The organism is Streptomyces sp. NPDC006235, assembly GCF_040613735.1.
GTDB lineage: Bacteria > Actinomycetota > Actinomycetes > Streptomycetales > Streptomycetaceae > Streptomyces.
In genome coordinates, this window is the sequence record NZ_JBEXSR010000006.1 from 160,907 (window position 1) to 184,753 (window position 23,847).

Annotated in this window: 18 protein-coding genes; 10 read left to right on the top strand and 8 right to left on the bottom strand. The window is 71.8% G+C overall.

Features of this window, described 5'->3' with window-relative positions:
* Positions 1–17: 17 nt before the first annotated feature.
* Positions 18–536 carry a MarR family transcriptional regulator gene (locus tag ABZ192_RS10020; protein ID WP_356924028.1) on the bottom strand — a complete coding sequence of 173 codons (519 nt, stop codon included), beginning with the start codon at positions 534–536 and terminating at the stop codon, positions 18–20.
* Between the two features lie 104 nt (positions 537–640).
* On the opposite strand from ABZ192_RS10020, the gene ABZ192_RS10025 reads away from it, so the two are divergent.
* Positions 641–1,708 (top strand): EamA family transporter, encoded by a 1,068-nt coding sequence (locus ABZ192_RS10025; RefSeq protein WP_356924029.1) that lies wholly within the window; start codon positions 641–643, stop codon positions 1,706–1,708.
* On the opposite strand, the gene ABZ192_RS10030 is transcribed toward ABZ192_RS10025, so the two are convergent.
* From ABZ192_RS10030 to ABZ192_RS10040, 3 genes are all read right to left on the bottom strand, one after another.
* A complete protein-coding gene (locus ABZ192_RS10030; RefSeq protein WP_356924030.1) occupies positions 1,680–2,003 on the bottom strand; it encodes an ArsR family transcriptional regulator in 324 nt (107 codons plus the stop codon). The genes ABZ192_RS10025 and ABZ192_RS10030 overlap by 29 nt on opposite strands.
* A 312-nt stretch (positions 2,004–2,315) precedes the next feature.
* Positions 2,316–4,889, bottom strand: a complete 2,574-nt coding sequence (gene pepN, locus ABZ192_RS10035) for an aminopeptidase N (RefSeq protein ID WP_356924031.1) — start codon at positions 4,887–4,889, stop codon at positions 2,316–2,318.
* A 55-nt stretch (positions 4,890–4,944) separates the two neighbouring features.
* Complete coding sequence (locus ABZ192_RS10040; protein ID WP_356924032.1) at positions 4,945–5,841, bottom strand: LysR family transcriptional regulator; 897 nt, start codon at positions 5,839–5,841, stop codon at positions 4,945–4,947.
* 95 nt (positions 5,842–5,936) lie between these two features.
* On the opposite strand from ABZ192_RS10040, the gene ABZ192_RS10045 reads away from it, so the two are divergent.
* Complete coding sequence (locus ABZ192_RS10045) at positions 5,937–7,181, top strand: MFS transporter (protein ID WP_356924033.1); 1,245 nt, start codon at positions 5,937–5,939, stop codon at positions 7,179–7,181.
* 5 nt (positions 7,182–7,186) lie between these two features.
* The gene (locus tag ABZ192_RS10050) at positions 7,187–7,681 is read left to right on the top strand and encodes a DUF1203 domain-containing protein (RefSeq protein WP_356924034.1); all 495 of its coding nucleotides are present in this window, start codon (positions 7,187–7,189) and stop codon (positions 7,679–7,681) included.
* A 621-nt stretch (positions 7,682–8,302) separates the two neighbouring features.
* Here ABZ192_RS10050 and ABZ192_RS10055 read toward each other — a convergent pair.
* The gene (locus tag ABZ192_RS10055) at positions 8,303–9,319 is read right to left on the bottom strand and encodes an aspartate-semialdehyde dehydrogenase (RefSeq protein ID WP_356924035.1); all 1,017 of its coding nucleotides are present in this window, start codon (positions 9,317–9,319) and stop codon (positions 8,303–8,305) included.
* A 349-nt stretch (positions 9,320–9,668) separates the two neighbouring features.
* Here ABZ192_RS10055 and ABZ192_RS10060 point away from each other — a divergent pair, with 349 nt between their 5' ends.
* Positions 9,669–10,205: a sigma-70 family RNA polymerase sigma factor gene (locus ABZ192_RS10060; protein ID WP_356924182.1), complete on the top strand. Its 537-nt coding sequence runs from the start codon at positions 9,669–9,671 to the stop codon at positions 10,203–10,205.
* Position 10,206: 1 nt separating this feature from the next.
* Entirely contained in the window at positions 10,207–11,226 is a 1,020-nt protein-coding gene (locus ABZ192_RS10065; RefSeq protein ID WP_356924036.1) for a hypothetical protein, read from the top strand.
* A gap of 67 nt (positions 11,227–11,293) precedes the next feature.
* On the opposite strand, the gene ABZ192_RS10070 is transcribed toward ABZ192_RS10065, so the two are convergent.
* Positions 11,294–14,590 (bottom strand): S8 family serine peptidase, encoded by a 3,297-nt coding sequence (locus ABZ192_RS10070; RefSeq protein WP_356924037.1) that lies wholly within the window; start codon positions 14,588–14,590, stop codon positions 11,294–11,296.
* 220 nt (positions 14,591–14,810) lie between these two features.
* Here ABZ192_RS10070 and ABZ192_RS10075 point away from each other — a divergent pair, with 220 nt between their 5' ends.
* From ABZ192_RS10075 to ABZ192_RS10090, 4 genes are all read left to right on the top strand, one after another.
* Positions 14,811–15,278, top strand: coding sequence for an NUDIX hydrolase (locus tag ABZ192_RS10075; protein ID WP_356924038.1), 468 nt, complete (start codon positions 14,811–14,813; stop codon positions 15,276–15,278).
* A 267-nt stretch (positions 15,279–15,545) separates the two neighbouring features.
* Entirely contained in the window at positions 15,546–17,303 is a 1,758-nt protein-coding gene (locus ABZ192_RS10080) for a TIGR03767 family metallophosphoesterase (protein ID WP_356924039.1), read from the top strand.
* 93 nt (positions 17,304–17,396) lie between these two features.
* Complete coding sequence (locus tag ABZ192_RS10085) at positions 17,397–18,539, top strand: serine hydrolase domain-containing protein (protein WP_356924040.1); 1,143 nt, start codon at positions 17,397–17,399, stop codon at positions 18,537–18,539.
* A 280-nt stretch (positions 18,540–18,819) separates the two neighbouring features.
* Positions 18,820–19,344 carry an acyl carrier protein gene (locus tag ABZ192_RS10090; protein WP_356924041.1) on the top strand — a complete coding sequence of 175 codons (525 nt, stop codon included), beginning with the start codon at positions 18,820–18,822 and terminating at the stop codon, positions 19,342–19,344.
* On the opposite strand, the gene ABZ192_RS10095 is transcribed toward ABZ192_RS10090, so the two are convergent.
* Both ABZ192_RS10095 and pepN (ABZ192_RS10100) read right to left on the bottom strand, forming a co-directional pair.
* A complete protein-coding gene (locus tag ABZ192_RS10095) occupies positions 19,252–20,292 on the bottom strand; it encodes a hypothetical protein (protein WP_356924042.1) in 1,041 nt (346 codons plus the stop codon). The genes ABZ192_RS10090 and ABZ192_RS10095 overlap by 93 nt on opposite strands.
* 196 nt (positions 20,293–20,488) lie before the next feature.
* A complete protein-coding gene (pepN, locus tag ABZ192_RS10100) occupies positions 20,489–23,068 on the bottom strand; it encodes an aminopeptidase N (protein ID WP_356924043.1) in 2,580 nt (859 codons plus the stop codon).
* A 137-nt stretch (positions 23,069–23,205) separates the two neighbouring features.
* Between pepN (ABZ192_RS10100) and ABZ192_RS10105 the strand changes: the two genes are divergently transcribed.
* Complete coding sequence (locus ABZ192_RS10105; RefSeq protein ID WP_356924044.1) at positions 23,206–23,844, top strand: DsbA family protein; 639 nt, start codon at positions 23,206–23,208, stop codon at positions 23,842–23,844.
* The last annotated feature ends 3 nt before the right edge of the window (positions 23,845–23,847 follow it).

A 23,847-nucleotide genomic window follows, 5' to 3' on the forward strand; every position in this document is an offset into this window, starting at 1 on the left:
GACGCGCGGGCGCCGGCTCAGTCCTGCCGGCCCTCCGTCGTCCGGAGCAGCTCCCTGAGCAGTTCCGCCAGCTGTCCGGCCTGCTCGGCGTCGAGGCCGGACAGCGCCTCCGTCTGGACGGCGAGTCCGGCGCCGACCGCCTGGTCGATCAGCTCCAGGCCCTTGTCGGTGAGGGTGACGTGCAGGCCGCGCCGGTCGTGCGGATCGGGGGAGCGGCGCAGCAGGCCCGCGCGCTCCAGCTTGTCCAGGCGCCCCGTCATGCCCCCGGTCGTGAGCATCAGCGTCGCGGAGAGCTGGCGGGGCGAGAGCGTGTAGGGCTCACCGGCGCGGCGCAGTGTCGCGAGGACGTCGAACTCCCCGCGGCCGATCCCGAACTGCGCGTACGCCTTCTCCGTCCGGTCGCCCATCGCGCGGGAGAGCCGGTAGATGCGGCCGAAGACCTCCATGGCGGCGGTGTCGAGGTCGGGCCGCACCGTCGCCCACTGGTCGATGATCGCGTCGACGGGGTCCTTGCGCTGCTCGGGGCGTTCGCTCATGGCACGAGTATCCGGCCCCTCCGGATCACCCGCAAGAAAGTAGCTTGACGTAAAGTTGCTTAGAGCTAAGCTACTTTCCATCGACCTACTTGAAGGGCGCTCCCATGGCCACCTCTCGCCCGGCTGTCATCACCCTCACCGCCCTGGCCCCCATCTCCTGGGGTACGACCTACGCCGTCGCCACCGAGTTCCTCCCGGCCGACCGACCCCTGTTCACCGGCCTCATGCGCGCCCTGCCGGCCGGTCTGCTGCTGCTCGCCCTCGCCCGAGTGCTGCCGCGCGGTGCCTGGTGGTGGAAGTCGGTGGTGCTGGGCGCGCTGAACATCGGCGCCTTCTTCCCGCTGCTGTTCCTCGCCGCGTACCGGCTGCCCGGCGGCATGGCGGCGGTCGTCGGCTCCGTCGGCCCGCTGTTCGTGGTCGGCCTCGCGGCGCTGCTGCTGGGGCAGCGGCCGACGCCGCGCACGCTGCTCACGGGGATCGCGGCCGCGTTCGGCGTCAGCCTGGTCGTGCTCGAGGCGGCCGGGGCGCTGGACCTGCCGGGCGTGCTGGCGGCCCTCGCCTCCACCGCGTCCATGTCCACCGGCACCGTGCTCACCAAGCGCTGGGGGCGCCCCGAAGGCGTGGGCCCGCTGGCCCTCACCGGCTGGCAGCTGACCGCGGGCGGCCTGCTGATCGCGCCCCTCGCCTTCCTCGTCGAGGGGGCGCCGCCGGCACTGGACGGCCGGGCGGTCGGCGGCTACCTCTATCTCGCCGTCGCGAACACGGCGATCGCGTACTGGCTGTGGTTCCGCGGCATCGGCCGTCTCACCGCCACCCAGGTGACCTTCCTCGGCCCGCTCTCCCCGCTGACCGCGGCCGTCGTCGGCTGGGCGGCACTCGGCCAGGCGCTGACGCCGGTGCAACTGGCGGGCATGGCGCTGGCGTTCGGGGCGACGGTGGCGGGCCAGATCGGCCCTCGGCGGAAGGCGGCGGACCCGCGCACCCTCGCCTTCGGCCGGGCGCCACGGCCTGCTGCGTCCCGGCGTGACACCAGCCCCGATGCCTGTGTGCCACGGCCTGCTGCGTCCCGGCGTGACATCAGGCCCGACGATTGCGTGCCACGGCCTGCTGCGTCCCGGCGTGACACCAGCCCCGATGCCTGCGTCAGCGCGGGCCCCGGTCCGCGGCGATGACGGCCTGGATCAGGCCGGGGAACCTGCGGTCCAGGTCGTCCTTGCGCAGGCGCATGTAGAGCCGGTTGCCGGCGTCGCGCTGGTACACCAGACCCGCCTCGCGCAGCACGCGCCAGTGATGGGTGCGGCTGGACTTGCTCACCGGCAGCTCGAAGGAGGCGCACAGCCGCTCCTCGTCCGGCCGTGCGGCGAGTTCGGCCACGACCCGGCGCCGGTTCTCGTCGGCGAGCGCCAGCAGGACCGGCCCCACCTCCAGCTCCTCGGCACGCGGGTGCGGAAGCTCGCTCGACGCCATCACTCCACCTCTCGACAAGGTACGTCTCGTGGCGTACCTTCCCTCAGGTACGTCACGAGACGTACCTTACTCCTGGGGGAACCATGCCCGCACCCGCGCCGACACGACTCCGAGGCCTGGCGCGCATCCGCTCGTACCTGCGCGAGCTCCTGCTCATCGAGCACTCGCCCTTCATCAGCCTCTGAATCGCCATCAGCCTGGATCGTCATCGGCTTCTGAATTCGTCAGCCCGCGAAAAAGGGAGGGGCGCCCGGCACAATGCCGGGCGCCCCCACAGCCGTGATGGCCCGAATTCCGTGATGACCCGAACGGCTACTCCGCCGCCGCGTCCGCCCGCTGTGCCCGCAGCGCGCGCTCCACGCCCGCGCGCGACTCCGACACCAGCCGCCGCAGGGCCGCGTTCGGCTCGGCGGAGGACAGCCAGGCGTCCGTCTTGTCCAGGGTCTCCTGGGAGACCTGGACCGTCGGGTAGAGGCCGACCGCGATCTGCTGGGCCATCTCGTGGGAGCGGGACTCCCAGATGCCCTTGACCACCTCGAAGTAGCGGTCCGCGTACGGGGCGAGCAGCTCGCGCTGGTCCGTCTGGACGAAGCCCGCGATGACCGCCTCCTGCACGGCGTTCGGCAGCTTGTCGGAGTCGACGACCGACGCCCACGCCTCCGCCTTGGCCTCCGGGGTCGGCCGGGCCGCGCGGGCCGTGGCGGCGTGACGCTCACCGGCGGCCGTACGGTCACGGTCGTACTCGCCTGCGATCTCCGTCTCGTCGAACCGGCCCACCGCCGCGAGCCGCTGGACGAACGCCCAGCGCAGCTCCGTGTCGACGACCAGGCCCTCGATCGTCTGCGAGCCGTCCAGCAGCGCGTCCAGCAGGTCCAGCTGCTCGGGCGTGCGGGCCGTCGCGGCGAACGCGCGCGCCCACGCCAGCTGGTGGTCGCTGCCCGGCGCCGCCGCCCGCAGATGCGCCAGCGTCGCGTCGGTCCAGCGGGCCAGCAGCGCCTCGCGCGCGGCCGGGTCGGCGTACAGGTCGACCGCCAGCTTCACCTGGCGGTGCAGCGACTGCACGACGCCGATGTCGGACTCCTTGCCGATGCCGGACAGCACCAGCGAGAGGTAGTCGCGGGCGGGCAGCTCGGCGTCGCGGGTCATGTCCCAGGCCGAGGCCCAGCACAGGGCGCGCGGCAGGGAGGACTCGAAGTCGCCGAGGTGTTCCGTCACGAAGGCCAGGGACTGCTCGTCCAGGCGGACCTTCGCGTAGGACAGGTCGTCGTCGTTGAGCAGGACCACGGCCGGGCGGCGCTTGCCGACCAGCTGCGGTACGGCGGTCAGCTCGCCGTCCACGTCCAGCTCGATCCGCTCCTCGCGGACCAGCTTGCCGCTCGCGTCGTCCAGTTCGTACAGGCCGACGGCGATCCGGTGCGGGCGCAGCGTCGGCTCGCCCTTGGCGCCGGCGGGCAGGGCCGGGGCCTCCTGGCGGATGGCGAAGGACGTGACGACACCGTCCGCGTCCGTCTCGACCTCCGGGCGCAGGATGTTGATGCCGGCGGTCTCCAGCCACGCCTTCGACCAGGACTTCAGGTCACGCCCGGAGGTCGTCTCCAGGGCGCCCAGCAGGTCGGACAGGCGCGTGTTGCCGTACGCGTGCGCCTTGAAGTACGCCTGTACGCCCGTGAAGAACTCGTCCTCGCCGACGTACGCGACGAGCTGCTTGAGCACGGAGGCGCCCTTGGCGTACGTGATGCCGTCGAAGTTGACCAGGACGTCGTCCAGGTCGCTGATGTCCGCCATGATCGGATGCGTGGAGGGCAGCTGATCCTGCCGGTAGGCCCAGGTCTTCATGGAGTTGGCGAACGTCGTCCACGAGTGCGGCCAGCGCGAGCCCGGAGCGGCGGCCTGGCAGGCGATGGACGTGTACGTGGCGAACGACTCGTTCAGCCACAGGTCGTTCCACCACTCCATGGTCACGAGGTCGCCGAACCACATGTGGGCCAGCTCGTGCAGGATGGTCTCCGCGCGCACCTCGTACGCCGCGTCCGTCACCTTCGACCGGAACACGTACTGGTCGCGGATGGTGACCGCGCCCGCGTTCTCCATCGCGCCCGCGTTGAACTCCGGCACGAACAGCTGGTCGTACTTCTTGAACGGGTACGCGTAGTCGAACTTCTCCTGGAACCACTCGAAGCCCTGCCGGGTCACCTCGAAGATGGCGTCCGAGTCGAGGTACTCGGCGAGCGAGGGGCGGCAGTAGATGCCCAGCGGGACGGACTGGCCGTCCTTCTCGTACACGCTGTGCACCGAGTGGTACGGGCCGACGATGAGCGCCGTGATGTACGTCGAGATGCGCGGCGTCGGCTCGAAGACCCAGACGCTGTCCTGCGGTTCGGGCGTGGGCGAGTTGGAGACGACGGTCCAGCCCTCCGGCGCCTTCACGGTGAACTGGAAGGTCGCCTTCAGGTCCGGCTGCTCGAAGCTCGCGAACACCCGGCGGGCGTCCGGCACCTCGAACTGGGTGTAGAGGTAGGCCTGGTCGTCGACCGGGTCGACGAAACGGTGCAGGCCCTCACCGGTGTTGGTGTAGGCGCAGTCGGCGACCACCCGGAGGATGTTGCGGCCCTCCAGCAGGCCGCGCAGGGCGATCCGGGAGTCCGCGAAGACCTCGGCGGGGTCGAGGGAGTCCCCGTTGAGGGTCACCTCGTGCACGGCCGGGGCCACCAGGTCGATGAACGACTCCGCCCCGTTCTCCGCGACGTCGAAGCGCACCGTGGTCGCGGACCGGTAGGTGCCGCCCTCCTGCGCGCCGGAGAGGTCGAGTTCGATCTCGTACGAGTCAACGGCGAGCAGCTTCGCCCGCTGCTGCGCCTCTTCGCGGGTCAGGTTTGTGCCAGGCACGCGGTCATCTCCTCGGTATGGGTGGGTTGCGCCATCTTTCCACGGCAGCTTCGCCTCAGGCGACGACCTGGGTGTCTCCTAGGGAAACCCCTTGCCCGGCGAGGGCCCGGGCGAACTCCCGTACGGCCGCCGTCTCCCCGTCCCGGTGCCAGACCAGGCCGAGAGCCGACTCGGGTACGCCCTCCACCGGCACGAACACCACGTCCTCACGGCGGTGGTACGCGGCCGTGGGCCGGCACAGCAGCATGGCCGCGCGACCGGCGGCGACCTGGGTCAGGCCCTCCTGCAGGGTGGTCACCGCCGGGCCCGGCACGGCGGACGGGGCGTGGGCGGCCCGCCAGTACGCGGGGGCCGGGGGAGCGGCCGTGACCAGCGGGGCCGCCGCCACCTGCGCCGCGGTCACCTGCGCGAGGGAGGCGAACGGGTGGTCGAGGCCGACCGCGACCGTCTGGGGCCGCTCGGAGAAGACCGGGCCCAGCACCAGGTCCGGCTCCTCGACGGGCAGCAGGACGACGGCCGCGTCCACGGTGCCCTCGCGCACGGCCCCGAAGGGGTCGGCGAGCGGAATCTCCACCACGTCCGTCACGCACTCCGGGTGCGCGGACCGGAAGGCCCGCACCGCCGCCGTCAGCCCGGAGTCCGCCGTCCCCTGGAAACCGATCCGCAGGGCGCCCTCGACACCCCGGGCGGCGGCCCGCGCGTCGTCCACGGCCTCCCGCAGTCCGCCGTAGGCCGGACGCAGCCGCTGCACGAACCGCTCGCCGAGGGGCGTCAGGGCGACCCGGCGGCTGGTGCGGTGCACCAGACGGCCGCCCACCCGGCGCTCCAGCGCGCTCAGCAACTGGCTCACCCTGCTCTGCGAGATGTACAGCCGCTCCCCGGTCCGGCCGAAGTGCAGCTCCTCGGACAACACCAGGAAGCACTCCAGCTCACGCAACTCCAGCCCCGCCACGGCCGTTCCCCTCGGTTCCGATCGATCAGTCCCGCTCATGCAAGGGTGAGAACTTCGCCGTTGTTCCCGGCCGGGCCGGGCAAAAGGGTGGAGGCATGCCCTCCACGACCACGGTCCCCCTCGGGACCGACACCGCCCCGGCGGCCCACCCCTGGCCCGCCGTCCTGGCCCTGGCCGCCGCCACCTTCTCCGTCGTCACCACCGAGATGCTCCCGGTCGGCCTGCTCACCTCCCTCGGCACCGGCCTGCACGTCTCCGCCGGCACCGCCGGGCTCGCCGTCACCCTGCCCGGCCTGGTCGCCGCGGCGAGTGCGCCCCTGCTGCCGGTCGCGGCTCGCCGGGCCGATCGGCGCACGGTGCTGTGCGCGCTGCTGCTCCTGCTCGCGGCCGCCAACGTGCTGTCCGCCCTCGCCGCGCACATCACCGTCCTGCTGCTCGCGCGTGCCCTGGTCGGGGTGTGCATCGGCGGGGTGTGGGCGATCGCGGCCGGGCTGGGGACACGGCTGCTGCCGCCGGACCGGGCGGGCCGGGCCACCGCGCTGATCTTCAGCGGGATAGCGGTGGCCTCGGTGCTGGGCGTCCCGGCCGGCACCTTCCTCGGCTCGCTCGCGGGCTGGCGCTGGGCGTTCGCCGCCCTGGCCGTCCTGGCGGCGGCCGTCGCGGCGGCCCTGGCCCTCGCCCTGCCTCCGCTGCCGCCCGAACGCCCCGTCAGGCTCGGCACGTTCCCGGCCCTGCTGCGCGCGCCGGCCGTCTCCGGCGGCCTGCTCGCGACGGCGCTGCTGGTCACCGGCCACTTCACGGCGTACACCTACGTCCGTCCGGTCCTGGAACGCGTCCCCGGCCTGGGCGCGGGAACGGTCAGCAGCCTCCTCCTCTGCTACGGCCTGGCCGGAGTCGTCGGCACCTTCGCGGGCGGCTGGCTCGCGTCCCGTGACCCACGCCGGGCCCTGCTGGTCATCGCGGCCGGACTGGGCACGGTCGTCCTGCTCCTGATACCGGCGGCGGGCTCACTCGCCGCCTCGACGCTGCTGCTCGCCGTCTGGGGCCTGGTCTACGGAGCCGTCTCGGTCTCCGCCCAGAACTGGCTGTCGGCCGCCGCGCCGGGGGCCCGCGAGGCCGGGTCGGCGCTCTTCGCGGGGATCTTCAACACGGGGATCGCATGGGGCGCGTTCACCGGGGGCCGCGCGGCCGACGCACTGGGCCCGACGGCGGTGCTCTGCGTGGGCGGTGGTCTGGCGCTGCTGGCCCTGCCGGCGGTCGTACGGGCCGGGCGCCCCGGGGCAGAGGCAATACGACGTCCGGATTCCGCCGGTACGGAGGTCCCGGGCGCGCAAGTCTGAGGAGCATGACGACGACGTACACCGCACAGCCCATCGCCCCGCGCGTCCTGAAGGAACTGCGCGCGACGGACGACGCGGGCCGTCCCACGGCCCCCTTCACCGACACCGAGGGCGGGGCACCCCTCCGCTGCTGCCTGGGCCGCAGCGAGCCCGGCGAGCGCATCGCCTTGGTGTCGTACGCCCCGCTGCGCCGCTGGGCGGCGGAACAGGGCGTCGATCCCGGCGCGTACGACGAAGTGGGCCCGGTCTTCATCCACGCCGACGACTGCCCGGGACCGGACGCCGACGCCGCCCTGCCCTTCACCAACGCCCATCGCACGGTCCGCCGCTACTCCGCCGAGGGGCACATCCTGGGCGGGCGGCTGGTCGAGGAGCCGGCAGGTTTCGAGCAGGCCTTCATGGAAGCATTCGCCGACCCGGCGGTGGCTCTCGTTCATGTCCGGGCTGTCGAGTACGGGTGCTTTCTCTATGAGGTGCGCAGAGGCGGCGTTGTGGCGTAGGTCACTCGCGCTTGCAAGATCTGATGCCCTCTTGTACCGGCTAGACCTCCGCACGACTTGATCGTGGCCAGGAGCCTCCTTCCCGACCTCAAGTCGGCCCTCGCAGGGAATCGATGGAGATGAACGAAGAGCAGTTCTTTCAGGGGCTCCTGCGGAACTTTCCGCAGCTTGGTGGGTTGTACGTCGAGCACGTTGAGTCCAGCCGAGGCGCATTGTCGCAGCAAGAGGTGAAGCCCCATCAGGTGCGTCCTGGTGGGGCTCTTCGGAGTGCTCCTTCGATGCTGTCGGTGGTCGCGGACGGCGCGGACGCCGTGAGTGTCGTCGCGATCGACATCGATGGGGCGAGGTCCGCCCTTGCTGGACCGACTCGATCGGGATCCGGATGTCCGGAGGACTCTCGCCTGGGTGTCTCCCTCGCGCGGGGCGGGGAGCTCGCCGTGAGCCGGGAGGGCGGCTTCGGCTGACCGCGTTGCCCGACTGCACCGGTGGAGGCCCGACGGGTGTTTCCGAGGGGCGTTCGTCTCGGGTGTCCGCCGCGCAGTGTCTGACAACCGACAGGGGCCGGCCCCCACTCCCAGTCGAGGGAAGTGGGGGCCGACCCCTGATATTGCTACCGCGGCGTCAGCCCTTCAGCTCGGCCGCCACCAGCTCCGCGATCTGGACCGCGTTGAGGGCCGCGCCCTTGCGGAGGTTGTCGTTGGAGACGAAGAGGGCCAGGCCGTTGTCCACCGTCTCGTCGCGGCGGATGCGGCCGACGTAGGACGGGTCGTTGCCGGCGGCCTGGAGGGGGGTGGGGATGTCGGAGAGCTCGACGCCCGGGGCGTCCTTCAGCAGCTCCGTCGCGCGCTCCGGGGAGATCGGGCGGGCGAAGCGGGCGTTGATCTGCAGCGAGTGGCCGGAGAAGACCGGGACGCGCACGCAGGTGCCGGAGACCTTCAGCTCGGGGATCTCCAGGATCTTGCGGGACTCGTTGCGGAGCTTCTGCTCCTCGTCGGTCTCGTTCAGACCGTCGTCGACGATCGAACCCGCCAGCGGCAGTACGTTGAAGGCGATGGGGCGCTTGTAGACGCCCGGCTCGGGGAAGTCGACCGCCTCGCCGTCGTGGGTGAGCTTGTCGGCGTCGGCGACGACCTTCTGAACCTGCCCGTGCAGCTCGGCCACGCCCGCGAGGCCGGAGCCGGAGACCGCCTGGTAGGTGGCGACGACCAGCGCTTCAAGGCCGGCCTCCGCGTGCAGCGGGCGGAGGACCGGCATCGCGGCCATCGTCGTGCAGTTCGGGTTGGCGATGATGCCCTTGGGGCGGTTCGCGATCGCGTGCGGGTTCACCTCGGAGACGACCAGCGGGACCTCCGGGTGCTTGCGCCACGCGGAGGAGTTGTCGATCACGACGGCGCCCTGGGAGGCGACCTTTTCGGCCAGCGCCTTGGACGTGGCGCCACCCGCGGAGAACAGCACGATGTCCAGGCCGGTGTAGTCGGCGGTCGCCGCGTCCTCCACCGTCACGCCGTCCAGCTGTGTGCCCGCCGAGCGGGCCGAGGCGAACAGACGCAGCTCCGTGACCGGGAAGTTCCGTTCCGTGAGGATCCTGCGCATGACCGTGCCCACCTGTCCGGTGGCTCCGACGATTCCGACCCTCACGGTGACTCCCTCTCCTGCGTCTCTTCACGTGCTCGTTGCTTGGCCGAGGCTTTTCCATCATGCGGCCGACCAAGGCCCACCTGTCCACTTCTTTCCCCGGTCTGCCCGGAGAGTGGGACGACGTGTCCCGTTCCATGGTTGCGGACGTCCGGCGCCCACCCCCGCTGAGCTGGATAAATTCGTCTGCCGGGGGGCATACGCCGCAAGGTCGCCTGCCCCTGTTGCCCTCGGCCACACGGGAGTGTGACGTACGCCTCTGTCGTCCTGTCACGCCGTTCCGGGAAAAGGACCGAACGTTCCGGGCCGTGCCGGCGTCATAGGAGAAAAACGGCGAGGGGGGTGGCTTGTGCTGCTGCGCGGGAGGGCCCGGCGGGGCCGGGAGGCGCACGCCGGGACCGGTGACGATCCGCTGGACGCGGCACAGGAGCGCCGGGTGCGGGCGGTGCTCGCGCTCGGCGGAGTGCCGCAGGCGGACCTGCCGGACGGGGTGCAGCAGGTCCGCCTGCGGTTGCTGGAGCGGGCCGCGAGCGGCCAGGAGGCACCGCGGGACGTCTCGGCGTGGGCGGCGGTCGTCGCCTCCAACCTCGCCATGGACTGGCACCGGGCCAAGCGCCGCCAGGAGCGGCTCGGGGAGCGGCTCGCCGCCCTGCGGCAGCTGGAGCACCCCTCCGGCGAGGACACCAGCGTGCTGTCCGTCGCCGTCACCCAGGGCCTGGACGAGCTGCCCGACGCCCAGCGGCAGGTCGTCGTGCTGCGTTTCTACGCCGACCTGCCGGTCCGGTCCATCGCCGAGCAGCTCGGCGTCCCGGAGGGCACGGTCAAGAGCAGGCTGCACACGGCGGTACGGGCTCTGCGCGCCCGCCTGCACGAGGACGAGGTGGTGTGACGTGACCGCCCGGAACGACGACGACCGGCGCGACGCCGACTACGACGGCGTGGACGCGCTGATGGCAGCGCTCACCGACGACCCGCTGCCGGAGGGGGCCCGGCGGGACGCGTCCTTCATGGCAGCCCACCGGGCGGCGACCGCGGACGTGGCCCTGCTGCGCGAACAGCTGCTGCTGATCGGGGAGACGCTCGCACGCGACACCGGGACGGAGGCCGGGGCATCCGGTACCGAGCCGGAGGCCGGCGCGCAGGTCCGGGGGGAGGCCGGGGGCGCGGTGGGGCGGGCGGCGGCAGTGGGGGCGGTGGCCGGTGCCGAGCCGGAGGCCGGGCCGCGGATCAAGGGGGGAGCCGGGGATCCGGCGGGTCGGGCGCCCGCCACAGGGTCGGCGGCGGCCACGCGCGCTGCCGGGCCGGGAGCGGCCGCCGGCCCGGCGGCGAGTGGCCTCGAGCCGGAGGCTGCCGGGCAGGAGGGGAGAGCCGGAGCCGGTGTGATCTCGCTGGCCGGGCGGCGCGGGCGTCCGCGGCCCCTCGTCGTGGCCCTGCGCGGACTCGCCGCGGCCGTGGCCGCCGGCGTCGTGGTGGGCATGGGCTGGCTCGTCGTGCAGGGCGATCACGGGTCGGCGGACGACGCGGCGGGCAGCTCGGCCGCCGACTCCGCGGCCGGTCCGGCGCGGAGCGAGGCGAGCGCCGAGCTCGGTCACGCCGGTTATCTCGCCTGCGCCCGGCTCGTGGCCGAGGGCACCGTCGCCGAGGTCGAACCCGTCCCCGGCACCGGCCAGGACCGCGTCACCCTGGACGTGGACCGCTACTACAAGCCCGCCAAGGGCCGGGACCGGATCGTTTTCCCCATGGACGAGGACGCCGAACCCCAGCCGCGCCCGGGCGACCGCGTGCTCGTCGGGATCACGCGCGGGCAGGCCCAGCCTGACCTGTGGAGCGTCGGGGAGAAGGCGATCGCCTCGGAAAGGGCCTGGATCACCGCCGCCCCGGCCGAGTCGGGGACCCGTCCCTGCGAGTGAGCACGGGGCGGAAACGCCGAGGGCGGGCGCCCCTACGGACGCCCGCCCTCTTGATGCCGTCGAACCGCTACGGCAGGACCTTCTCGATCTTCACGCTGCCCACGCCCGCGGCCGTCCCGCGCGCGTTGACCAGCTGGACCTCGCCGAAGAACACACGCCCCTCGGGCGCGGCCGCGGCGGCGGTGACGCTGCCCGAGACCGTCGCCGAGTCGCCCGTGCCGAGCTTCACCGGCGCCGAGCCGTCGACGGTGACGCTGCCGAGGGAGGGAGCGAAGAACACGTCCTGGTAGTCGTACTCGGTCGTGCCGGCCGGCACCGAGTAGCCGACGACCTGGACGGTGTACTTACCGGCGGCGGGGGAGGGGACGGAGACCGACTCCACCGAGTCGCCGTCCGCGGAGCTGCCGACCAGCTTGCCGGCGGCGTCGTAGACCGCGAGGTCCAGGTCCGCGGCCGCGTCCGAGACACCGCCGATGGCGACGTCCAGCGTCTTCGCGCCCGCGGGCACCTCGACCGTGGTGCTCTGCGTCTCGCCCTGCTTGATCGACGGCCGGGTCGTCTTCGACGAGCCGAGCGAACCGCCCACCAGCTTGCCGTCGATCGGAGCGAAGCCGTTCGTCACCTTCCAGGAGGCGGCGGCCGGGGTGCCGACCTTCACCTCGGGCACGGTCACGGTCTCCGGCTCGAAGGCCGCGCCGAGCACGGCGACGTCCAGCTTGTACGGGTTGTCGAGCAGCGGCGACGTACGGCGCGACTCGACCTCGATCTCCCACACGCCGGGCTGCGGGTTCGCGTAGGAACGCAGGTCCGGGCGGCAGGTGTTGGCCGGGTTCGAGTAGTTCGGGTAGCAGTTGACCGTCGACGTCGGGTCGGACGGGACACCGTACGGGTGGATGGCGATGAACCGGGTCTGGCTCTTGTCCTTCAGCCCGCCCAGCGCGACCTCCAGCGTCTTCGCGCCCTCGGGCACGGTGACGTAGTAGTGCTTCGAGCTGTTGCGCTGCACCGAACCGGACGCGGAGAACGTGTACTTCAGCGGCGCCGCGACCACGACCGTGGTCAGGACCTGCCGGTCGATGCCCTCGGTCTTCGGGTCGTCGACCTCCAGGATGGCGCTCTTGATGCCCGCGGACTTCGGCGCGGCCTGGACCTTGACGGTGACCGGCTTGTTCAGCGGCAGCTTCACCTCGTCGGAGCCGACGATCCGGAAGGTGCCGCCCGCGTTGTTCTCGAAGCGCAGCTCGTGCCGGACCGCCTTGGCGGCACCGGACGTACGCGTGACGGTGATCTCGTACGTCTTCTTCTTGCCGGCCTTCAGGCCGCCCTCACGGTCGTACAGACCCGTGCCGTAGCCGGGCGTCTTGAGCTTGTCGTCCATCGCGGTGTCGACCGGCGCCTTCACCGTGTACGCGTGGGAGGTCGCGCCGTCGCGGATCGAGTCCCAGGCGTCCTCGATGTTCATCAGGCCCGCGCCCTCCTCGTACGCCTGCACACCCTTGATGTGGTCGGCGGTCGAGGTGAGGGCCGTGCGCAGCGTCGCCGGCGTGAGCTCGATCTTCTTCTGCTTCGCGGCCGACAGCAGCAGCGCGGCGGCGCCGGCGGCCTGCGGGGAGGCCATCGAGGTGCCCTGGAGCATGCCGTAGCCGGCCGGCAGGGAGTAGCCCGCCTCGGCGACCGGGGCACCCGGCATCCACGTCTGGATCGTGTTGATCGCGGCACCCGGGGCGACCAGGGTCGGGGTGAAACCGCCGTCCTCACGCGGGCCGCGCGAGGAGAACGGCATCAGCGCGTACTTCTTCTCCACGACCGAGCCGTAGTTGGCGGCCCAGGTCTCCTTGGAGACGGAGGCGCCGACCGAGATCACCTTGTCGGCCAGGGCCGGGTCACCGATGGTGTTGGTGCCGGGGCCGGAGTTGCCCGCGGAGATCACCAGCTGGACGCCGTAGGTGTCGATGAGGCGCGTGTACAGCTCGGCGCGCGCGTTGTTGCCGTCGTTCAGCGCGGGCAGGCCGCCGATCGACATGTTGACGATGTCGACGCCGCGCTTGGTGACGAGGTCGATCATGCCCTCGGTGAGCGCGACGTTGGTGCAGCCGCCGGACCAGGTGCAGGCGCGCGAGGAGACCAGCTTGGCCCCCGGGGCGGCGCCGTCCATCTTGCCGCCGAACAGGCCGTTCGCGGCGGTGATGCCCGCGACGTGCGTGCCGTGCTCGGACTCGATGACGCCGATGTTGACGAAGTCGGCCTTCGCGCCGGCGCCGTTGTAGACGACGTCCTTGCGGATCTCGACGACGAACGGCTGCCGCTCGGCGATGTCGGTCTTCGGGTCGTCGGTGCCGAAGTACCCGATCTGGAAGCCGTCCTTGTACGGCTTCATCGCGGTGTCGTCGGCGAAGTCGAAGTTGTTGTTCAGGTCGACGCGGACCGTACCGGCGGCCGGGTCGTACAGCACGCCCCAGGAGTCCGTGGTGTCGCCGTCGCGGTTGGCGTCACCCGCGGCGTCACCGCCGGTGGTGTACGACTCCTTGAAGGTGCTCACCCGGTACGAGCCGGAAGGCGCCTTCCAGGTCCTGCCGTCGTGCGTGAACGTGGGGCCCGCGACGGAGGTGTCCATCCGGCGCCAGGTGTTGTCGTTGTCGACGACCGGGTCCGTCGCCGTCACCCAGTCGACGATCTTCCGCTCGCCGGTGGTGGTCTTCTGCAGCGCCGGGTGGCCCAGGTCGACGCCGGAGTCCAGGATGCCGATGGTGATGCCGCGGCCGTCCGCCTTCGGGTGGTCCTCGACGAAGTCGACCGCGCCCGTCTCGAAGGACGGGTTGTACGGGTTCTCCGCGGGGGTCTTCTTCCCCGGCGCCGGGTACGTCCCCGCCGCGGCCTTGGCGCCCTTGGCGGCGTCCGCGGCCGGCGTCGGGTCGTCCAGCGGGATCTCCTCGCGCAGGTCGATGCCGTGCACGGAGGAGAGCTTGACGGCGGCGGCGATGGCCGAGTCCGCCCGGGACGTCGGGACGGTGGCCCGGACGTAGCCCAGCTTGTCGTCGGCCCGGCCGACCGAGCCGCCCTTGACCGCGTCCAGCTGCCCGGCGACCTGCTCGGTCTGCCCGGGCGCGGTGGCGACCATCATCGTGACGGTCTTGTCGCTGTCCGCCTTCGCCTCGGCGAGCAGGTCCGCGTCTGACGAACCGAGCTTGTCGTGCGCCGACTTGACGTCGGTGTCGGCGGGGACGGACGCGCCCGGTTCGTCGGCGGCGAAGGCCAGGGGGACCGGCCCGGCCGCACAGAGCGCGGCGACGAGGCCGGCGGCCACGGCGACGCGCGCCACACGTCTCCGGGACGATATCGGGTCACGCTCGGGGGTGTTGGTCATCGGCATCCCTTGTAGGTAAAGGAACGAGCGGGAGCGACCGGGAACCGATCGGCCCTGGTCGCGACCGTCCGGATCGCAGGCCCGGACGATCGCACAGCTTTACGCAAGGGGACGTTCTTTGGGGAGGGTTGACCGAAACGAAATGGATGTATGGGGAAAACCCGCGATGCGTTTTGCGGGCATGAGTCCCGAAGGCGGCGAAATCGGTTAACGTCCCGGAGTGCGACAGAAGTTGAGGGTGGCGGCCTACGCCATATGCGTCCGTGACGGACAGATCCTGCTCGCCCGCTCCCCGGCCCCCGACGGCACCCCCGAGTGGGTCGTGCCCGGCGGCGGCATGGAGCACGGCGAGGACCCCTACGACACCGTGCGCAGGGAAGTCGAGGAGGAGACCGGGTACCGCATCGAGGTCACCGGACTGCTCGGCGTGGACTCCTCCCACCGCGTCTTCCGCGAAGGCCTCGGACGCGCCGTCGACCACCACGCCGTCCGCTTCGTCTACGAGGGCCGGATCACCGGCGGCGAACTGCGCTACGAGGTGGGCGGCTCCACCGACTTCGCCGCCTGGCATGCGCTGGACGCGGTGCCCGGCCTCGTCCGGGTGGGCATGGTCGACATCGCACTGCGCCTGTGGCGGGAACGGCCGCCCACCGGACGGCTCGCCGACGTCCTGGAGGACGCCGAATAGGGCCTGTCCTCCAGCTGAACGGGGCCTGTGCCCTAGGTGCAGTACCCAGGAAGATGAACACGGCGTGACCGGCTCCCGGCCGTTCCCGGAGCGGCCGACGACGCGCAAGGTGGTCGAAGATCCACGTACGGTGATCGGCGCTGCGCGTTGCCGCCCCGTTTACGCGCAGGTCATTCCCGGTGCCAACGATCCAGTACGAGCGGGAAGTTCGCGTGCCGAGCTTCCCGCGACCACTGCCGACGCGTTCGCACTCGGGGAGAGAAGCGCATGTCGCGCACACGCTCAGTCGCCGGCTCCGGCCAGGGCATCCACCGTCGTTCCGTCCTCGCCGCCACCGGAGCGGTCGCCGTCTCCGCGGGCGTCGGCTACGCCCTGCGGCCCAGCGACAGCCAGGCCGCCACGGGCACCAAGGAAACCACCGAGGCCGTCGCCGCCTCCTCCCGCCGGGCACCGGCCGCGCCGCTGGCCCCGTACACCAAGGGCACGACCGTGGGGTCCGTGTCCACCCCGCGCGGCTCCGGCTACCGGCGCCTCGGCGACGGGCCCGGCTGGCAGCGGGTCGTGCGCTCCGACCTGGCCGCGCCCAAGTCCGGCCGTGCCGGGCGCCGTACCGCGCTCGCGGCGTTCGTGCAGCTCACCGACCTGCACATCATCGACGCCCAGCACCCGCTGCGCCTGGAGTACCTGCGCTCGGCCGACATCCACGCCTGGCGGCCGCACGAGGCGCTGACCGTCCAGGGCGCGATCGCGCTCGTGGAACGGATCAACGCGCTCCGCGGCGCCCCCGTCACCGGCACCCCACTGCACTTCGCCATGACCACCGGCGACAACACGGACAACAACGCCAAGTCCGAGCTGGAGTGGTTCCTGAAGATCATGAGCGGCGGGCGCATCACCCCCAACTCCGGGGACCCGCGCCGGTACGAGGGCGTCCAGAACAGCGGCCTCAAGCAGTACTGGCAGCCCGACGCGGCGGTCCGCGACAGCGACAAGCAGGCCGGCTTCCCGCACCTCGACGGCTTCCTGAAGGCCGCCATCCGCGAGGTCCGCAGCCCCGGCCTCAACCTGCCCTGGTACTCCACCGTCGGCAACCACGACTCCCTGCCGATGGGCTGCTACGCCTCGCACGGCGACTCCTACCTCACCGAACTCGCCGTCGGCGGCAAGAAACTGATGGACGTCTCCGCGGCCGAGGCACAGCGGCTGCAGACCCTCATCAAGAAGGCCCGGGACCCCGAAGGCGTCCGCTACGAGGACTTCCTGAAGTCCCACGCCCGCGCCATGCGTTCGGTCACCCCCGACGAGAGCCGCGCCCCCTTCACCCCCGCCGAGTACCTCCAGGCACACCTGGACCCGGCCTACCGCGGCCTCGGCCCGGCCGGACACGGCTACTCCTCCGCCAACCTCGACGCGGGCACCCAGTACTACGCATTCCGCATCTCCGACGACGTCATCGGCATCAGCCTGGACACCACCGACGCGGGCGGCCACTACGAGGGCTCACTCGGCACGGCCCAGCTGAAGTGGCTCGACCGGACCCTGCGGGAGAACAAGGACTCCCACGCGGTGATCTTCAGCCATCACACCAGCAAGACGATGACGAACACCCGCATCGACCCGGCCCGCCCCCAGGAGCGCCGCCACAACGGCCAGGAGGTGCTCGCCCTCCTCGGCGGTCACCGCAACGTGCTCGCCTGGGTGAACGGTCACATCCACAAGAACGTCATCACCCCGCACGCGATGTCCTCCGGCGGTTCCTTCTGGGAGATCTCCACGGCCTCCCACGTCGACTACCCCCAGCTCGCCCGCATCATCGAGCTGACCGACAACAAGGACGGCACGGTGTCCCTGTTCACCACACTGGTGGAGTCCTCGGCCCCGCACCGCACGGACTTCTCCGACCTCTCCCAGACCGGCCTCGCGGCCCTCTACCGCGAGCTGTCCCTCAACGCCCCCGGCGCGAGCACGACCCTCGGCGGCGACCCGGCGGACCGCAACACCGAGTTGGTGCTGAAGAAGGGCTGATTCCCGCCCAACCCGCCCGGGCCGGTCAACTCCGGCCCGGCGACTCGCGGTCCCACCCCCCGACACCGGCTCGACCTGACGGGGGTACGGGACATGAACAGACGCGCACGCACGATCCTGACGGCGGCGACGGCCGTGGCACTGTCGGCGGCCCTGGCGGGCCCCGCGGTCGCGGCCCCGCCCGCAGCCGGCCACGACGCGACCCGGCAGGCGATGCGGGCCGCGGTCGCCGACGGCGTCCCGGGCGTGACCGTGAGAGTGCAGCGAGGGCACGGCACCTGGGCGGCCACGGCCGGAGCCGGCGACCTCAAGACGGGCAAGCCGCGTTCGGCGCGTGACCACTACCGCGTCGCCAGCATCTCCAAGACGTTCGTCGCCACCGTCGTCCTGCAACTGGAGGCGGAGGGGCGGCTGTCGCTGGACGACACGGTGGACAAGTGGCTGCCGGGGCAGGTCCGGGGCCATGGACACGACGGCCGCGAGATCACCCTCCGCCAGCTCCTGAACCACACCAGCGGCATCTTCGACTACCTGGCGGACCCCGGTTTCCAGCGGACGTACATGACCGCGGACGGCTTCATGAAGCACCGGTTCGACGAGGCGGACCCGGAGGAACTGCTCGCCTTCGCCCTGGCGAACGAGCCGTACTTCGCGCCGGGCACGTCGTTCGAGTACTCCAACACGAACTACCTCCTGGCCGCGCGGGTGATCGAGAAGGCCACGGGCAACGACGACTACGGCGACGAGATCGACCGGCGCATCATCGCCCCGCTGCACCTGACCTCCACGTCCGTCCCCACCACCCGCGTCACCCTGCCCCGGCCCAGCAGCCGCGCCTATTCCAAGCTGGCCCGGACGGACACCGGCCCGACGTACGACGTCACGGAGCTGAACGCACGCCTGGCCTACGGTTCGGGCCAGATGGTCTCCAGCTCGGCCGACCTGAACCGCTTCTACTCGGCGCTGCTCCGCGGCAGGCTGCTCCCTCCCGAGCAGCTGAAGGAGATGAAGACCACGGTCCCCTCCAGCCGGGAGACCAGCCGCTACGGCCTGGGGCTCGTCGACCGCGAGCTCAGCTGCGGCGTCCACGTCTGGGGCCACGACGGCGGCATCTTCGGTTCGAACTCGGACGCCGTGACGACGGAGGACGGCCGGCACTCCCTGGCCGTCAACTTCAACGGCGACTGGTCGGGCAGTACCGACGCGGTCATCGAGGCGGAGTTCTGCGGCACGTAGGAGGGTGCCCCGTGTCCGCGTGGTGAGAGGTCCGCTCATCATGCGAGAAGAACAGGCAGGCCTTACCTCCCTCGGCTGCCTGGCTCCGAATCCCTAGCGAGGAAGGGCATGCGACAGTCGCAGCCGAAGGGGTCCTCCTCATGAAGCGACAGCAACTGCAGGAGGCGGCCAGGGGCGTCATGGAGGGAGCCCGGCCCCGCGAAGCGCCGCCACAACCCGCGGTATCCCCTGCGGCGAGCGGCTCGCCGCGCTGCCGGCGGATGTCGCCCATCTGGACGAGGTGCCGCTCGACAGCAACTTCTTCGATGATCTCGGCGCCGACTCGTTGGTGAGGGCGCACGTCTGCGCGCGGGTGAGGAACCAGCCGGACCTGCCGCCGGTGTCGATGCGCGACGTCTCCCGGCATCCGACCGCCCGCGGCCTCGCGGTGGCACTGCTCGACAGCACCCCGCCGTCACCCGAATCGGAGCTGCCCGGCCCGCCGACGCTGCCCAGGGGACAGGCCGACGCCCCGGCACCGGCGCCGCCGACGGGCCGCCCCCACCGCGTGCTCTGCGGGGCGCTCCAGCTCCTGGCCTTCCTCGGCTACGCCTTCCTCGTCGCCGCCGTCTTCGCCCAGGGCTACGAATGGATCTCCGCTTATACGCACCTGTTCGACGCCTACCTGCGGAGCGTGGTGTTCGGCGCCGCGCTGGCCCTGCCCGGCCCGTCACTACCGGGGCAGTACCACGACATACGCGGCCGGATCGCGGTCGGCCGAGGCCATCAGGGCCGTGCGGACCACCGTCGCCTGCTGTTCCAGTGAGTCGCGGAGCTTCCTGGGCGTGATGTGGACGACCGTGATGCCGAGGCGCTCCAGGTGCTCGCGCTTGCGGGCGTACTCGGACCACAGGGCGTCGTCGTCCTGCCGGGGCGCCCGCGTGTCCAGCTCCAGCGCCACCGCCTGGTCGGGCCAGTACGCGTCCAGGCCCCCGAGGTAGGGGCCGCCGGGCAGGCGCAGGTCCACGTTCCAGACCGGGTCGGGCAGGCCGTACTCGCGCACCATCCGGTACAGACGGTCCTCCGCGATCACCCGGCCCTCGGCCAGCAGGGAGTCCACCGCGTCCACCACGTGCGGACGGCTCAGCAGCCGCGCCTGGTTCAGCTCCCGCACCACCGCCGCCGGCTCGCAGTGGGCGCCGCGCACCGCCTCCGTCATCAGCCGGCGCACGGTGCCGGCGTCCCGGAGGTCGGCCACCGCGTCGGCCAGCGCGCGGGCGACCGGGGCCACCGGCAGACCCGCGACCTGCTCGGGGGCGGGCAGCGCGGCGCCGCGGACAAGGCGCGCACAGCCCGTCGAGCGCAGTCGGCGCAGCCGCGGGACCAGTACGTCGATCGCGTCCAGGGACGGCAGCGGGGGAGTGGAGGAGAAGCCGTGCAGCGTCAGGGCGGCCAGGCCGGTGATCATCGCCTCCGGGTAGGCGGGGGCGTGCCCCTGGCCCGCGCCGGGCTGGGCGGGGATGCCCGTGCCGCGCTCCCGCGCCGCGTACATCAGCACCGCGTGCAGCCGCTCCTCGCTGGTCGGCGGGCCCGGGTGGAGCAGGACGACGCCCGGGAGGAGCTGCTGCCAGGGTCCGCCGGGGCGGCACTGCTCGTTCGTCGCGGACGTCGTCACGCCGTGCGAGCGGAGCTGCGCGACCGTCATCACACGGAGCCGGCCGCGGCCGGACAGCTCGTGCAGGGGGCGCGGTGAGAGCGGGGTGTTGTGGGTCATGACCCGCAATTTCCCGTGCTCCGACCGCCTTTTAACCGCTGTTACAGGTCCGTCGACAAATACGGACAACCCAGCCCTAAAGGACGGGTGTTCGGATGCCGAAAGCCCCTGGTCCGTTCGGGTGCGGACCAGGGGTTACGGCTTGCGGGGCACGCATCTCGTAACGATGGCGGAACGCCCGGATCTTAGGCCAAAGCTACTGGTCGGAGGCCGCGTCGCAGTCCTGCCCCCGCAGCGCCCGCGCCAGGTCGTCCCGGGCCTCCAGCACCAGCCGGCGCAGGGCCGGGGCCGCCTCGCGGTGGGCCTGAAGCCACGCGTCCGTGGCGGCGAGGGTCTCCGGGGACTGCTGGAGCGAGGGGAACATGCCCTGCACCACGTGCATCCCGATCTGGATGGACCGCTCGGTCCACACCCGCTCGATCGCCGTGAAGTACTTCTGCGCGTACGGGGCGAGCAACTCCCGCTGCGAGGCCTGGGAGAAGCCGGCGATGGTCGCCTCGACCATGGCGTTGGACAGCGCGTCCGACTCCACGACCTGCGCCCACGCCTGCGCCTTGACCGCAGCCGACGGACGGGCCGCCAGACAGCGCACCTGGTGGCGCTTGCCGGAGGCCGTGTCGTCCCGGGCCAGCTCCTCGGCCAGCGCCTTCTCGTCCACCGCCCCGTGCGCGGCCAGCGGCTCCAGGAACACCCACCGCAGCTCCTGGTCCAGGTCGAGGCCCTCGACCGACGCCGTGCCCGCCAGCAGGTCGCCCAGCAGCTCGAAGTCCGCCTCGGAGGTGGCCGTCCGGGCGAAGAAACGCGCCCACGCCAGCTGGTGCTCGCTGCCGGCCTCGGCCGCGTACAGCTCGCGCCGGGCACCCTCGGCGAGGAGGCGGGCGGTCGTCTCCCGCCGGGCGGGCGCCGCGTAGTGCGTGACCGCCGACTCGGCCCAGGCGTGCAGCATCTGCACCACGCCGATCTCGGACTCGCCTCCCGCGAACCGCAGCACCAGGTCCACGAAGTCCCTCGCCGGGAGCAGCGCGTCCCGCGTCATGTTCCACAGCGCCGACCAGCACAGGGCACGCGCCAGCGGGTCGGTCACCGACCCCAGGTGCTCGCGCAGCGTCGCCAGCGAGGTCTCGTCGAAGCGGATCTTGCAGTACGTCAGGTCGTCGTCGTTGACCAGGACCAGGTCGGGCGCCTCGGCGCCGGACAGTTCCGCCACGACCGTGCGCGGGCCGTCGACGTCCACCTCGGCGCGCGCGTACCGCTCGACCGCCCCACCGTCCGTCGCCCGGTACAGGCCCACCGCCACCCGGTGCGGGCGCAGTTCCGGATGCGACTCGGCCGCTTCCTGCACCACCGCGAGCTCCTCCACGCGGCCCTGCGGGTTGAGCAGCAGCTGCGGGGTCAGCGCGTTCACCCCGGCCGTCTGGAGCCAGGACCGCGCCCAGGCGCTCATGTCCCGGCCGCTGGTCTCCTCCAGCACCGACAGCAGGTCACCGAGGCGCGTGTTGCCGTACGCGTGCCGCTTGAAGTAGCGCCGGGCGCCCTCCAGGAACGCGTCCTGGCCGACGTACGCCACGAGCTGCTTCAGCACCGACGCGCCCTTGGCGTACGTGATGCCGTCGAAGTTCAGCTTGGCGTCCTGCAGGTCTCGGATGTCGGCCGTGATCGGGTGCGTGGAGGGCAGCTGGTCGGCCCGGTAGGCCCACGACTTGCGGCGGTTGGCGAAGGTGACCCAGCCGTTGACGAAGCGGGTCGCGCCGACCAGCGAGAACTCGCCCATGAAGTCCGCGAACGACTCCTTCAGCCACAGGTCGTCCCACCACTCCATGGTGACCAGGTCGCCGAACCACATGTGCGCCATCTCGTGCAGGATGACGTTGGCCCGGCCCTCGTAGGACGCCTGCGTCACCTTGCCCCGGAAGATGAACTCCTCCCGGAACGTCACCAGCCCCGGGTTCTCCATCGCGCCCAGGTTGTACTCGGGCACGAACGCCTGGTCGTACTTCCCGAACGGGTACGGGTAGTCGAAGTGGTCGTGGAAGAAGTCCAGGCCCTGCTTGGTGACCAGGAAGACGTCCTCGGCGTCGAAGTGGGGCGCGAGACCCTTGCGGCACAGGGCGCCGAGGGGGATCTCCAGCGTCGTGCCGTCGGCGAACGTACGGGAGTAGCTGTCCGTCACGTAGTGGTAGGGGCCCGCCACCACACACGTGATGTACGTCGAGATCGGCTTGGTCTCGGCGAACCGCCACACCCCTTCGGCCTGTTCGCCCACGCCGTTGCTCCACACCGTCCAGCCCTCCGGCGCCCGCACCTCGAAGCGGAACGGGGCCTTGAGGTCGGGCTGCTCGAAGTTCGCGAAGACCCGGCGGGAGTCGGCCGGCTCGTACTGCGTGTACAGGTACACCTCGCCGTCCTCGGGGTCGACGAAGCGGTGCAGGCCCTCGCCGGTGCGGGAGTAGGCGCACTGCGCGTCGACCACCAGCTCGTTGTCGGCGGCCAGGTCCTCCAGCGTGATCCGCGAGCCGTCGAAGACCTCGCCGGGGTCCAGATCCCGGCCGTTGAGTGAGACGGCCGTCACACTCGGGGCGATCAGATCGGCGAAGCTGCTCGCGCCGGGCTCGTTGCACCGGAACCGGACGGTCGTCACGGACCGGAACGTGCGGGGCCCGCCGGTGTCGTCCGCGCCGACCGCGGACCGCAGGTCGAGGGACACCTCGTACCCGTCGACGCCGATCAGGGCGGCCCGCTCACGGGCCTCGTCGCGGGACAGATTCTCACCGGGCACGGGCGGAACTCCTCAAGCGTCGTCGGTCACGGCTGAACAGCGACGATCCTGCCACGTACCCCTCGGGCGAGGCAGCCGGGAATGACCGGAGCGAGCCTTGACGTTCCCGGAGAAACGGTTTCCTCATGAGGAGAGACATGTCGGACAAGACTCCCGTCGACTTCTGGTTCGACCCGCTGTGCCCCTGGGCGTGGATGACCTCCCGCTGGGTGCTGGAGGTGGAGAAGGTCAGGGACATCGAGGTCCGCTGGCATGTCATGAGCCTCGCCGTGCTCAACGAGGACAAGCTCGACGAGCTGTCCGACGAGTACCGCGAGCTGCTCGAGACCAAGGCGTGGGGTCCCGTCCGGATCGTCATAGCGGCACAGCAGGAGCACGGCGCCGAGGTGCTGGGCGACCTCTACACCGCGCTCGGCACCCGCATCCACAACCAGGGCGGGGGCCCCGGCAAGGAGACGGTCGCCGCCGCCCTGAAGGACGTCGGCCTGCCCGAGTCCCTCATGGAGCACTGGGACGGCACCCGGTACGAGCCCGAGCTGCGCGCCTCCCACAAGGAGGGCATCGACAAGGTCGGCCAGGAGGTCGGCACCCCGGTCATCGCCGTGCCCGGCGCGGACGGCGAGCAGCTCGCCTTCTTCGGCCCGGTCGTCACCCCGGCCCCCAAGGGCGAGGAGGCCGCCCGCCTCTGGGACGGCACCCTCGCCGTGGCCTCGGTGCCGGGCTTCTACGAGATCAAGCGCACGCGCACCAAGGGCCCGGACTTCTCCAACCTCTAGGCA